The following is a 12350-nucleotide window of genomic DNA, read 5'->3' on the forward strand; positions in this document are numbered from 1 at the left end:
CATTTGAGGGGCCGCCAGGTTACCAGCGGTATTCGTTCCTGGACTCCCAGTCCTTAACCTCTTTCTCTGCCTGGTCTTTGGCGTAACCATAACGTTCCTGGATTTTACCCACCAGTTGGTCACGCTTCCCTTCAATGACGGTCATGTCGTCATCGGTCAGCTTACCCCATTTTTCTTTGACCGTACCTTTGAACTGCTTCCAGTTACCGCCGATTTCGTCCTTATTCATTGTCATCTCCTCATCGTTCGGTTTAGGGTTTTGCATCCTCATTGTCGGATGCTGAATTTCTGGAAAACATCCAATATCTGCTGGATGTAGAAATAATTGTAGTCAAGGATTTCGGGTTACATATAAAACTCAGAATCTTTAACCATTTTCAAAATCAGCGGCACGCGGACTCCCCGCCTTAAAAGCGGGAAATCAGCATGATAGATGAGAAGTTAACGAGGATCAGAAAACGCGATCAATGGTCGCCATGCGCGGCAAACCAGGTGTTATTGCGCCAGTGGCGCCGCCAGATATAACCGAGCGACAGGCCGCGCAAAGCCAAAAATACCGCCAGCGACAACCATAAAGCGTGGTTGCCAAACAGCGGCAGCGTAAGCAGCGTCACGCCAAAGCCCAGGGCGGCAACCGCCATGCTGTTTCGCATCTCGGCCCCGCGCGTGGCACCAATAAACATCCCGTCCAGCAGGTAGCACCAGACGCCCACCATCGGCAATATCACCTGCCAGGCAAGGTAGCGGTCGGCCTGCTGACGCAGCTCCGGCAAGGATGTCAGCAGCGCGACGATGTGTTCTCCGGCAACGGCATAGAGAGCGGCAAACGCCACCGCGACCAACCCGGCCTGCCTGCACGCTGCGCCCCAAACCTCCAGCAGTTGCCCACGGTTACGTGCGCCGTAGGCCTGGCCAGAATGAGCTTCCACCGCATAAGCGAAGCCGTCCAGCGCGTAGGCGGTGAAGGTCAGCAGCGTCATCAGCACGGCGTTCACCGCCACAATTTCGCTGCCGAGACGTGCGCCAAAGATGGTGATGGAGGCAAAGCATATTTGCAGCAGCAGCGAACGCAGCATGATGTCGCGGTTCAGTGCCAGCAGCTTGCGTAGATCCCCCTGCCAGGCCGTTTTAAGGCGTGCCCAGCTAATGCCGCGCAGCTTCAGGACTTTGTGCACCATCAGCAGGCCGATGAAAAACGTGGCGTATTCAGACACCGCCGTCGCCAGCGCCGCCCCCTGCACGTTCATGTGCAGCCCCATCACCAGCCAAAGATCGAGCACGATATTGATAAGGTTTCCCACCACCAGCAGGATCACCGGTGCCCGCGCATACTGAACGCCCAGCAGCCAGCCCAACAGCACGAGGTTAGCCAGCGATGCGGGGGCACTCAGCCAGCGGATCTCCAGGAAACGACGAGCCTGATACAGCACCTCTTCGTTGCCGCCAACGACGTGCAGCGCGAGGGTGATCAGTGGATAACGCAGTAGCACGATGGCAAGCCCGGCGATCAGCGCCAGCATCAGCGGCTGAACCAGCGCGCGCGCCAGCCGCTGTGGATCGTTTGCGCCAAACGCCTGCGCCGTTAATCCGGTGGTGCTCATACGCAGAAACAGCAGCAGCATAAACAGGAAGCTGGTCGCCGTAGCGCCGATAGCCACGCCGCCGAGATAGGTCGGGCTGTCGAGATGGCCGATGACGGCGGTGTCAACCAGGCCCAGCAGCGGCACGGTAATATTGGAAAAAATCATCGGCAGCGCCAGTCGCCAAAGCGCACCATCCGTTGACGAGAAGAATCGCATGGGAATGATCCAGAGGAAAATAGAGGGGTTTAAAGCGGGTGGTACAGCAGGTTTACCGCACCACCAGAAGACGTGTTACAGCCATTCACCGTTGCGGATCACCCCGACGGCCAGACCTTCAATGCTAAAGTTCTGCTCGCGAAGATCGACCACAATAGGCTGGAATTCGCTGTTTTCAGGCAGCAGATGCACGGTGTTACCCTGCTTTTTCAGGCGTTTCACGGTGACTTCATCGTCGATACGCGCGACAACGACCTGGCCGTTACGCACGTCCTGCGTTTTGTGAACCGCAAGCAAATCGCCGTCCATGATGCCGATATCTTTCATCGACATGCCGCTGACGCGCAGCAGGAAATCGGCATTCGGTTTAAACAGCGACGGGTCAACCTGGTAGTGGCCTTCGATGTGCTGCTGTGCCAGCAGCGGCTCACCGGCGGCCACACGGCCTACAAGCGGCAGGCCGCTTTCTTCTTCAACCAGCAAACGAATGCCGCGTGATGCACCGGAAACAATCTCGATGGCACCTTTACGCGCCAGCGCTTTGAGATGCTCTTCAGCGGCGTTTGGAGAACGGAACCCCAGACGTTGTGCAATTTCGGCGCGCGTAGGTGGCATGCCGGTCTGGTTGATATGATCCCGAATGAGATCAAACACCTCTTGCTGCCTGGTAGTTAGTGCTTTCATTCCGCCCCCTGGGTGTTTATACAGTTATGCTGTGAGTATATACAGCCCCGGGCGAATTTGAAACCACAAATTAAGCAAAAAACCAGCGACTTAAACTATTCTGGAAGGACTATCGCAAATGTGACCAAAGCAAGGTGGCCCAGGTCGCAACCGCAAGAATAATCGCTATCAATACCGCGGCTGAACCCATATCTTTGGCTCGCCCTGAAAGCTCGTGGTAGTCGGTGCCCACACGGTCGACCAGCGCTTCAATGGCGCTGTTAAGGATCTCGACAATCATCACCAGCACCACCGAGCCAATCAGTAAAATGCGGGTGATAGGATCAACGTCCAGCCAGCAGGCAATGCCGATGGCAATAACCGCCGCAACGCCTTCCTGACGAAATGCAGCTTCGTTGATCCAGGCCGCTCGCAGTCCCTTCCATGAGTAGCCTGCAGCCTTAATAATGCGGGTGATGCCGGTGGTATTATTCGCCATTAAAGGAAACCTTTTTAAATATTGAGCGTCAATGCTCATTGAGTCTAAATCGCAGCGCCACAGAAATTCCCCAGAGTTTCTGATATCCTTGCGGCGCATTTGCATTATTAACCTGAGGCTTTACATCATCTATGTCAGGCTGGCCAAGAATTTACTACAAATTACTGAATTTACCATTAAGCGTTCTGGTAAAAAGCAAGTCTATCCCGGCCGATCCGCAAACCGAGCTCGGTCTGGATCCCTCACGCCCGATTATGTACGTCCTGCCCTACAATTCTAAGGCAGACCTACTGACGCTGCGTGCCCAATGCCTGGATCACGACCTGCCGGACCCGCTGGAACCTTTGGAAATTGACGGCGTACTGCTGCCGCGCTACGTGTTTATCCACGGCGGCCCGCGCGTCTTTACCTACTACACGCCAAAAGAAGAGTCGGTAAAACTGTTCCACGACTATCTGGATCTGCACCGCAGCAACCCGGATCTCGATGTGCAGATGGTGCCGGTTTCCGTGATGTTTGGCCGCTCCCCAGGACGCGAGAAAGGGGAAATCAATCCGCCTTTACGTACCCTGAACGGCGTCCAGAAATTCTTTGCGGTTTCGTGGCTGGGCCGCGATAGCTTTGTCCGTTTCTCTCCGCCGGTTTCGCTGCGCCGCATGGCGACCGAACACGGCACCGACAAAATTATCGCCCAAAAACTGGCTCGCGTGGCGCGTACCCACTTTGCCCGCCAGCGCCTGGCCGCAGTAGGCCCACGTCTGCCGGTTCGCCAGGATCTCTTCAACAAGCTGCTGGCGTCAAAAGCGATTGCCCGCACGGTAGAAGACGAAGCCCGCAGCAAGAAAATCTCCCACGAAAAAGCGCAGCAAAACGCCGTCGCGCTGATGGAAGAGATTGCCGCCAACTTCTCCTACGAAGCCGTACGTTTAACGGACCGGGTTTTAGGCTTAACCTGGAACCGCCTCTATCAGGGCATTAACGTGCACAACGCCGAGCGCGTGCGCCAGCTTGCCCACGACGGCCACGAAATTGTCTATGTGCCCTGCCACCGCAGCCACATGGATTATCTGCTGCTCTCCTACGTGCTTTATCACCAGGGGCTGGTTCCGCCGCATATCGCCGCCGGGATTAACCTGAACTTCTGGCCGGCCGGCCCGATTTTCCGCCGCCTGGGCGCCTTCTTTATTCGTCGTACCTTCAAGGGCAACAAGCTTTACTCTACGGTGTTCCGCGAGTACCTCGGCGAGCTGTTCAGCCGTGGCTATTCCGTGGAGTACTTTGTCGAGGGTGGCCGTTCCCGTACCGGTCGCCTGCTGGATCCGAAGACCGGCACGCTGTCGATGACGATTCAGGCAATGCTGCGCGGCGGCACCCGTCCGATTACCCTGGTGCCGATTTACATCGGCTACGAGCACGTAATGGAAGTGGGCACTTACGCGAAAGAACTGCGCGGTGCGACAAAAGAAAAAGAGAGCTTCATGCAGATGGTTCGCGGCCTGAGTAAGCTGCGTAACCTGGGTCAGGGCTACGTTAACTTCGGTGAACCGCTGCCGCTGATGGCCTACCTGAACCAGCATGTGCCGGAATGGAAAGATTCTATCGATCCGATTGAAGCGATTCGTCCCGCCTGGTTAACGCCGACGGTGAACAATATCGCCGCTGACCTGATGGTGAGAATCAACAACGCAGGGGCGGCCAACGCCATGAACCTGTGCTGTACCGCGCTGCTTGCCTCACGCCAGCGCTCACTGACCCGTGAACAGCTCACCGAACAGCTGGACTGCTACCTGAACCTGCTGCGCAACGTCCCATATTCTCCGGACGCTACCGCCCCAACGGTCTCCGCAAATGCGCTGATCGACCACGCCCTGCAGATGAACAAGTTCGAGGTGGAGAAAGACACCATCGGTGACATCATCATTCTGCCGCGCGAGCAGGCCGTGCTGATGACCTATTACCGCAACAACATCATGCATATGCTGGTGTTGCCGTCGCTGATGGCGTCCATCATCACCCAGCATCGCCATATCTCACGTGCCGAGCTGCTTCGTCAGATAGAAGTCGTTTATCCGATGCTGAAGGCCGAGCTGTTCCTGCGCTGGGAAAAAAGCGAGCTGGGCAGAGAAATTGATGCGCTGATCGCGGAGATGGAACGTCAGGGGCTGGTGATGGTTGTTGACGATGAAGTGCAGATCAACCCTAACCGTTCTCGCACTCTGCAGCTTCTGGCAGCGGGCGTGCGCGAGACGGTTCAGCGTTATGCCATTACCTTCTGGCAGCTGAGCGCCAACCCGTCGATCAACCGCGGGACGCTGGAGCGTGAAAGCCGTACGGTGGCGCAGCGTCTGTCCGTTCTGCACGGCATTAACGCCCCAGAGTTCTTTGATAAAGCCGTCTTTACCTCGCTGGTACTGACCCTGCGCGATGAGGGCTACATTAGCGATACCGGAGATGCAGACGCGACCGAAACCATCAAGGTGTACCAGATGCTGGCAGACCTGGTGACCTCGGATGTACGTCTGACTATCGAGAGCTCAGCCTCCCAGGACGCTGTTTCCTGATTCGATAGAAACTAAAAAGGCGGGTCGGCATTATGCGTCGACCCGCCTTTTTTATTGCCTGAGCACTCAGAAATGCAGGTAGCTCAGTACCAGCCCAATAAACAGTACCAGGCCCACGTAGTTGTTGTTCATAAACGCTTTAAAGCAGCCTTCACGCTCGCGCCTGGCGATGAGTTTTTGCTGATGAATAAACAATCCACCCGCCAGTAAAATTGACCAGTAGAACGCGCCACCCAGGCCGTTTAGCCAGCCAACTACTCCCATCAGCACCATGGTCGCGATTTGCAGCAGGCCGATAATCAGCTTGTCGTGACGGCCAAACAGAATAGCCGTCGACTTAATGCCAATCTTCAGGTCATCGTCACGATCGACCATTGCATACTGTGTGTCATACGCCACGGTCCAGCAAATATTCGCCAGGAACATCAGCCAGCAGCTGAGCGGCACAGACTCGCTAGCCGCGGCAAAGGCCATTGGTATAGACCAGCCGAAAGCCGCCCCCAGCACCACCTGAGGCAAATGCGTGTAGCGCTTCATAAACGGATACACCCATGCCAGCGCCAGCCCTGCTATCGACAGCAGGATAGTCATGGTGTTGAGCGTCAGCACCAGCAGGAAGGCAAGGCCCACCAGCACGACAAACAGGATCTTCGCTTCTTTCTCTGAAACCGCCCCGCTGGGCAACGGGCGCTGCGCGGTGCGCTTAACGTGGCCGTCGAACTTACGGTCGGCATAATCATTCACGACGCAGCCTGCGGCGCGCATCAGCCAGACGCCAGCGATAAAGACAATCAGGTTCATCAGCGACGGCAGGCCCGGCGTTGCAACCCAAAGCGCCCACAATGTTGGCCACAGCAACAGCAGAGCGCCGATTGGCTTATCGGTGCGCATCAACCGGTGGTAGGCCAGAAGCTTTCCCTGGTTAAGACTCCACTCCATTATTTTTCCTCTTCGTACAGCGGAGACGCTGGCAAAAACAGTTCGGTCAGCAGCAGCGGTTTGCCGGAGAGTCTCAGCCGGGAGCGACGCCCCCAAAGTTCAGCGCTGCGGCCAATTTCGATGTAGTCGCGCGTCAGGGTTGATGAGCTAAACAGGTAACGCCCGAGCGGCGTATTGCCAAGCTTTTGCAAGGCCAACTCGGGACCCTCTAGCGTGGTTTCAGGCACAACGGTGCGCCCAAGTAGCCAGGGTTCATCATCACCACAGAGAATAATTTCCCGCAGCCAGTAGCGCTCAGAAGCAGGCAATAGCCCGACTTCAGGCATATCACTGCCGGCCGGGAAAAAACCTTCGCGCACAATGCGGACGGTGACTTTGCTGCAGTGCTGTTCGAAGCGTTTCGTCATCGAATCTTCCAGCAAGAGCCAGTCAAGATAAGCGGAGCTAAGCCCTTGCGGGACCTCCGTAAAGAAATTCAGGGCGCGCAACGGCGACAGCGCGTCGGACATGGGAATACTCTCCGATATATAACCTGGAGGCATTGTAACGCAGAACATCCCCGTGGGGGCAGACAATGGCAGCACCCGCGGCAAATATCGCAACAATTGAGCAACAGAAGAGCAATCTTAGGTAAGGGAGTACAACCCCCCTGTGGCTCGAATTATGACGGGGAAAAAAAAGGTGCGCCTGAGCGCACCAATACTTCAAGCATCAGCAACGTGGGGAGATGGTTACCCCTTGCCTTTTACACTGCTGATAAAAGTTTTACGGGCGGAGGTGGAACCCAGACGCTCGGCTTCATTCAGCAGTTTCAGGGCCTTATCGATGTCGCCTTTATCCACAGCCTGTTTAATCGCGCGGTTAAAATAGCTTTCCGTATCATTGAGCATCGGCTCGCTCTTCGCGGCCGGTGCCGGAGCAGGCGCGGCCACTGGCGCTGGAGCGGCAGCCGGTGCGGAGTAAGCCGTTGGCGGCGCTACGTTGCCCACGACAACAGGTTTCGCATCGGAACCACCGAAGATTTTGCCGATCATGATGTTGCCGCTGTTCTGTTCGGTTTTGACCTGCACCGTCAGCGTACCTTGCCCACTGTGACGGGCAACCGGGTCGGCAACATCAGGAATGGCGTTGCTTGCCCCTTCGGCGTAGAGCTTCGCCGGGTTAATCATGCGGGTAGTTTCAGTCAGATCGTGTTTGGTGGTGTACACCAGCATATAGATCTGTTTCTGCCCCATCATCGGGGTCAGCTTCATGACGTTTTCCAGACGGTTGCCGGAGGTCATACCCGGCTTCTGGTACTGGAAGTAACTGCTCGGGAAGAAAGCAGAAGGCTGCATCTGCCCGTCGAGAATCAGGACGTTTGGCGCATAAACGCTTAAGTCTTTTACCAGGCTGGTCAGCGTGATTTCCAGTGAGCCCTGATCGGCTGGCAGTATGAATGCCGCCACGCTACCGGAGAGTTCACCTACGTTAAGGCTGGCCGAAGAGGCACTCAGGACCACATCCTGGCTGACGGGCGGCATCAGCGGGACCCACGGCAGGCTCTGTAATTTTTCCGCAGGAATAGACGGTGCGGTTGAGACGTTTTGCGGGTTAATCGCCGCGTTGGCGGCAAATGAGGCCGGCACGGACGATAAGCCCAGGACGGGAAGCAGGCAAAGCGCGAGAAGATGTTTTTTCATTGTTTTATCCTCGAAGCGAACCCGCCTCCTTCAGGCAAAAAAGAGACGGGTCAGGCATGTGAAACTGGCGGGCGCTATGCACCCGCACAGCGGGTTAACTTACCACCAGACTTCCATCTGAGCACCGAAGGTCACTTCGCTGTCGTTGCCACGGCTGAAAGTACGGGCGCTGGTATCGCTGAAAGCAGTACCGGATGAGGCATTTGCCACGTAGTTGGCATCACCCACATTGCCGGAAGAGTAACCCCACTTCTCATCCCACTTGGCGTAGGTCGCGAAGACGCGGATGGCCGGACGAGACCAGATGCTGTTCCCCGCCTGCCACTGTTGTGCCAGGGTAATTTTGTACTGGTTGTTGCTCTTGTCGGTCAGCTGAGACTTCACGTTGTCATAGCCAACTTCCAGCAGGGTGCTCATGATTGGCGTCCATTTGTACATAGGACGAACGCCCACGGTCCACCACTTGGTGCCGTTGCTATCATCGCGGTTGATATCCTGGTACATACCCACATACATCAGGCCCCAGGTATCGTTGAAGTCGATAGCACCGTGGTCGATCACGCGCAGCATTTTGCCGTCGTTGTTTTTGGAGGTATCAGGACGTCCGGTACCGTTGGTTTGTGCCATCGCATTGGTGCCGTACTGCACCACAAATTTGTTCAGGCTGGTGCCAAGGAAGGTCTGAGTATGTTCCACGGTACCCAGCCAGCCATTGGAGGTAGCATTCTGATCGACTGAATCGTAGTGATCGGTATTATTTGCACGACCGTAATCAAAACCGACTTCCAGAGAACCGCCTGGGTTCACTTCCATCTGGCCTAAACGGATATCGAAGATGTCATTCGACTTGTTTTTCTTACGGGTTTCGCCGTCGATAAAGGCCTGAGAACCGCCAGCTTCACCGTTACGGGTTGCGGCCAGGGAGAGTTTACCGAAGCCCAGGTTGATGTCTTCAAGACCGGCACCCGGACCTGAAACGTCCCAGTAGTAGAAGTCGATCATGTGCACGTCATGACGTTTGTAGTAACGCTTACCTGCCCAGATGTTGGCCCCCGGCAGCGCGTCAATCAGGTTTTTACCCACCACGTTCATCTGGCGCACGCGCGGACCACCGTTGGTGTCCTCGTCATCGTTCAGCTGGTCGGTGGCGTAACCAATCATGGTGTCAACGTAGAAGCTTTTTTCACCTTCTTGCCAAACCTGCTGACCTAACTCAACTTCAGCATAAGTTTCGCACTCGTTACCCAGACGGTATTTAGAGCCAGCACCTGTCGCTTTAAAACACTGCTGCTCGCCGCCGCTACCTGTCCAGCCAATACCTGAACGTGCATAACCCTTGAAATCAACGGCGCCAGCCTGTGCAGACACAATGCCTGCAATAACGGCGACCGCCAGTGGGAGTTTGCGCAGAGTAATCATCATTCTATCTCCTGAGATCATTGCTTTTCTTTTTTATGGGAATGCTTAAACGCCGGGCTCTTGATGCAACCGACGACATGCGGTGCCATCTTCTCGGAACAGATGGCAACGCTCTGGCGGCAGGCCAATAGCGAATGTGGCACCCTCTTTTACCAACACCACGTCATTCTGGCGGTAGACCAGGTTCTGACGAATGGCGGGGATTTGGATGTGAATCTGAGTCTCATGTCCCAACTGCTCAACGACCTGCACTTCCCCTTCAAGGGTGACATCAGCAATGTCGCTCGGCAGCAGGTGTTCCGGGCGGATGCCAAGAGACATATTGGCGCCTACCTGAACGTTGCGGCTTTCTACCGGCAGCCAGACATGCTGACGGTTAGGCAATTCCACCTGCACCTGATCAATGGCCGTCGCGGTCACTTTTACCGGCAGGAAGTTCATTTTTGGCGACCCGATAAAGCCCGCCACAAAGCGGTTTGCCGGGTAGTGATACAGCTCTAACGGTTTCCCGACCTGCGCGACGCGTCCGGCGTCCAGCACGACGATTTTGTCGGCCAGGGTCATCGCCTCAATCTGGTCATGGGTCACGTAAATCATCGTGCGGCCCAGGCGCTTGTGCAGACGGGATATCTCGATACGCATCTGCACGCGCAGCGCCGCATCGAGGTTTGAAAGTGGTTCATCCAGCAGGAATACGCGTGGCTCCGCTACCAGGGTTCGGCCAATGGCCACGCGCTGGCGTTGCCCCCCGGAGAGCGCTTTTGGGCGTCTTTCCAGCAGGTGCGCGAGCTGCAGGGTTTCAGAAACCTGATTGACGCGCTGGTTGATATCGTCTTTTTTTGCCCCGGCCAGCTTCAGGCCAAAGGACATGTTTTCCGCGACAGAGAGGTGGGGATAGAGGGCGTACGACTGAAACACCATGCCAACGCCGCGTTCAGCGGGTGGAATGTCGTTCATGCGCTTTTCACCAATCATCAGTTCGCCGCTGGTGATGGTTTCGAGGCCCGCAATCATTCGCAGCAGCGTTGACTTACCGCAGCCTGAAGGTCCGACAAAAACCACGAACTCTCCTTCATTGATGTCGAGGTTGATATCTTTCGATACCACCACGTCACCCCAGGCTTTTGTTACGTTCCGCAGCTGTACGCTTGCCATTACCACTCCCTCATTACTGCCGCCTGCCGCTGGGCAGGTGATTCAATATGTGTCCGACTATGAGGGATCGCTACATTTGGTAAATCCTCCACCCTAACGCTTTTTTGTGGGGGAGGAGGCGGGAGGATGAGGAAGGGGCATCTGCAACCGGTTGCAGGTACCACAAGGGATTTTCGTGATCGCGGCTTCAGTTTTCAGTGCGTTTTTATGTGCGCCAGGACACATAACGGCCAGTTATGCAAAGCAGATCACAGATAACCACCCAGGGGCGTAGAGCAAAGGAGGATGAGAAGCGCTTGCCATCTCCGCAGACTTAACAACGTTAATCTGCACTACCCTATAAAGCGCACACCACCACTCAAAGGATGGGAACATGAAAATTAAAACCGGCGCCCGTATCCTCGCTCTGTCAGCCCTGACGACGATGATGCTTTCCGCCTCTGCACTGGCAAAAATCGAAGAAGGCAAACTGGTCATCTGGATTAACGGCGATAAGGGCTACAACGGCCTGGCCGAAGTCGGTAAGAAGTTTGAGAAAGATACCGGTATTAAAGTCACCATCGAACATCCTGATAAACTTGAAGAAAAATTCCCTCAGGTGGCAGCAACCGGCGATGGCCCGGATATTATCTTCTGGGCTCATGACCGCTTTGGCGGCTATGCCCAGTCCGGCCTGCTGGCCGAAATCACCCCAGACAAAGCTTTCCAGGACAAGCTCTATCCGTTCACCTGGGACGCGGTGCGTTACAACGGCAAATTCATCGCTTACCCGATTGCGGTAGAAGCGCTGTCGCTGATTTATAACAAAGACCTGGTGCCAAACCCGCCGAAAACCTGGGAGGAGATCCCAGCCCTGGATAAACAGCTGAAGGCGAAAGGTAAGAGCGCGTTGATGTTCAACCTGCAGGAGCCGTACTTCACCTGGCCGCTGATTGCCGCCGACGGCGGGTATGCCTTCAAGTTCGAAAACGGCAAATATGATGTGAAAGATGTGGGCGTAGACAGCCCGGGCGCAAAAGCGGGCCTCGGCTTCCTGGTCGATATGATCAAGAACAAGCAGATGAACGCCGACACCGACTACTCCATCGCTGAAGCCTCGTTCAACAAGGGCGAAACGGCGATGACGATTAACGGCCCGTGGGCCTGGTCCAATATCGATAAGAGCAAAATCAACTACGGCGTGACGCTGCTGCCAACCTTTAAAGGCAAGCCGTCTAAACCGTTCGTGGGCGTACTCAGCGCCGGTATCAACGCCGCCAGCCCGAATAAAGAACTGGCGAAAGAGTTCCTTGAAAACTACCTGTTGACCGACCAGGGTCTGGCAGACGTAAACAAGGACAAACCGCTCGGTGCCGTGGCGCTGAAATCCTTCCAGGAGCAGTTGGCTAAAGATCCACGTATTGCTGCCACCATGAATAACGCCCAAAAAGGCGAGATCATGCCGAATATTCCTCAGATGTCTGCCTTCTGGTATGCCGTGCGTACCGCAGTTATCAACGCCGTTAGCGGTCGCCAGACCGTTGATGCTGCGCTGAAGGATGCTCAGGGACGTATCACTAAGTAAAGCTTGCCCCTCACCCCGGCCCTCTCCCCATAGGGGAGAGGGGGGAATTTGAATTGAGTCCGGCCCTTT

11 protein-coding genes are annotated in these 12350 nt (G+C 55.6%); 2 read left to right on the forward strand and 9 right to left on the reverse strand.

Annotated features, from left to right (window positions below; translation table 11 throughout):
* Positions 1-19: 19 nt before the first annotated feature.
* The 4 genes from ACE38U_RS07695 to ACE38U_RS07710 all read right to left on the reverse strand — a co-directional run bounded on the left by ACE38U_RS07695 (position 20) and on the right by ACE38U_RS07710 (position 2961).
* A complete protein-coding gene (locus ACE38U_RS07695; RefSeq protein ID WP_038476694.1) occupies positions 20-229 on the reverse strand; it encodes a CsbD family protein in 210 nt (69 codons plus the stop codon).
* Between the two features lie 235 nt (positions 230-464).
* Entirely contained in the window at positions 465-1799 is a 1335-nt protein-coding gene (dinF, locus tag ACE38U_RS07700) for an MATE family efflux transporter DinF (RefSeq protein ID WP_176981237.1), read from the reverse strand.
* Between the two features lie 75 nt (positions 1800-1874).
* Positions 1875-2483: a transcriptional repressor LexA gene (gene lexA, locus ACE38U_RS07705; protein WP_038476699.1), complete on the reverse strand. Its 609-nt coding sequence runs from the start codon at positions 2481-2483 to the stop codon at positions 1875-1877.
* Positions 2484-2592: 109 nt separating this feature from the next.
* Positions 2593-2961 carry a diacylglycerol kinase gene (locus tag ACE38U_RS07710; protein WP_038483017.1) on the reverse strand — a complete coding sequence of 123 codons (369 nt, stop codon included), beginning with the start codon at positions 2959-2961 and terminating at the stop codon, positions 2593-2595.
* A gap of 131 nt (positions 2962-3092) precedes the next feature.
* Here ACE38U_RS07710 and plsB point away from each other — a divergent pair, with 131 nt between their 5' ends.
* Positions 3093-5522 carry a glycerol-3-phosphate 1-O-acyltransferase PlsB gene (gene plsB, locus ACE38U_RS07715; RefSeq protein WP_375529429.1) on the forward strand — a complete coding sequence of 810 codons (2430 nt, stop codon included), beginning with the start codon at positions 3093-3095 and terminating at the stop codon, positions 5520-5522.
* Between the two features lie 66 nt (positions 5523-5588).
* Here the strand turns inward: plsB and ubiA are convergent, their stop codons facing one another.
* The 5 genes from ubiA to malK form a co-directional block, all read right to left on the reverse strand.
* Complete coding sequence (ubiA, locus tag ACE38U_RS07720; RefSeq protein ID WP_038476703.1) at positions 5589-6461, reverse strand: 4-hydroxybenzoate octaprenyltransferase; 873 nt, start codon at positions 6459-6461, stop codon at positions 5589-5591.
* Complete coding sequence (gene ubiC, locus ACE38U_RS07725; protein ID WP_038476704.1) at positions 6461-6970, reverse strand: chorismate lyase; 510 nt, start codon at positions 6968-6970, stop codon at positions 6461-6463. The genes ubiA and ubiC overlap by 1 nt, the downstream gene beginning before the upstream one ends.
* Positions 6971-7192: 222 nt before the next feature.
* On the reverse strand, positions 7193-8143 hold the full coding sequence (gene malM / locus ACE38U_RS07730; RefSeq protein ID WP_038476706.1) for a maltose operon protein MalM: 951 nt from the start codon (positions 8141-8143) through the stop codon (positions 7193-7195).
* Between the two features lie 99 nt (positions 8144-8242).
* On the reverse strand, positions 8243-9565 hold the full coding sequence (locus tag ACE38U_RS07735) for a maltoporin (RefSeq protein WP_038476708.1): 1323 nt from the start codon (positions 9563-9565) through the stop codon (positions 8243-8245).
* 42 nt (positions 9566-9607) lie between these two features.
* The gene (malK, locus tag ACE38U_RS07740; protein ID WP_038476710.1) at positions 9608-10717 is read right to left on the reverse strand and encodes a maltose/maltodextrin ABC transporter ATP-binding protein MalK; all 1110 of its coding nucleotides are present in this window, start codon (positions 10715-10717) and stop codon (positions 9608-9610) included.
* A 373-nt stretch (positions 10718-11090) separates the two neighbouring features.
* Here malK and malE point away from each other — a divergent pair, with 373 nt between their 5' ends.
* Entirely contained in the window at positions 11091-12281 is a 1191-nt protein-coding gene (malE, locus tag ACE38U_RS07745; protein ID WP_038476712.1) for a maltose/maltodextrin ABC transporter substrate-binding protein MalE, read from the forward strand.
* Positions 12282-12350: the final 69 nt, after the last annotated feature.

It is taken from the genome of Cedecea selenatireducens (assembly GCF_042138895.1).
GTDB classification, from domain to species: Bacteria; Pseudomonadota; Gammaproteobacteria; order Enterobacterales; family Enterobacteriaceae; genus Cedecea; species Cedecea selenatireducens.

Bases quoted from the DNA above. Each gene is read 5' to 3' on its own strand.
- ACE38U_RS07695 (WP_038476694.1), bottom strand. From the start codon at position 229: ATGAATAAGGACGAAATCGGCGGTAACTGGAAGCAGTTCAAAGGTACG.
- dinF (WP_176981237.1), bottom strand. From the start codon at position 1,799: ATGCGATTCTTCTCGTCAACGGATGGTGCGCTTTGGCGACTGGCGCTG.
- lexA (WP_038476699.1), bottom strand. From the start codon at position 2,483: ATGAAAGCACTAACTACCAGGCAGCAAGAGGTGTTTGATCTCATTCGG.
- ACE38U_RS07710 (WP_038483017.1), bottom strand. From the start codon at position 2,961: ATGGCGAATAATACCACCGGCATCACCCGCATTATTAAGGCTGCAGGC.
- plsB (WP_375529429.1), top strand. From the start codon at position 3,093: ATGTCAGGCTGGCCAAGAATTTACTACAAATTACTGAATTTACCATTA.
- ubiA (WP_038476703.1), bottom strand. From the start codon at position 6,461: ATGGAGTGGAGTCTTAACCAGGGAAAGCTTCTGGCCTACCACCGGTTG.
- ubiC (WP_038476704.1), bottom strand. From the start codon at position 6,970: ATGTCCGACGCGCTGTCGCCGTTGCGCGCCCTGAATTTCTTTACGGAG.
- malM (WP_038476706.1), bottom strand. From the start codon at position 8,143: ATGAAAAAACATCTTCTCGCGCTTTGCCTGCTTCCCGTCCTGGGCTTA.
- ACE38U_RS07735 (WP_038476708.1), bottom strand. From the start codon at position 9,565: ATGATGATTACTCTGCGCAAACTCCCACTGGCGGTCGCCGTTATTGCA.
- malK (WP_038476710.1), bottom strand. From the start codon at position 10,717: ATGGCAAGCGTACAGCTGCGGAACGTAACAAAAGCCTGGGGTGACGTG.
- malE (WP_038476712.1), top strand. From the start codon at position 11,091: ATGAAAATTAAAACCGGCGCCCGTATCCTCGCTCTGTCAGCCCTGACG.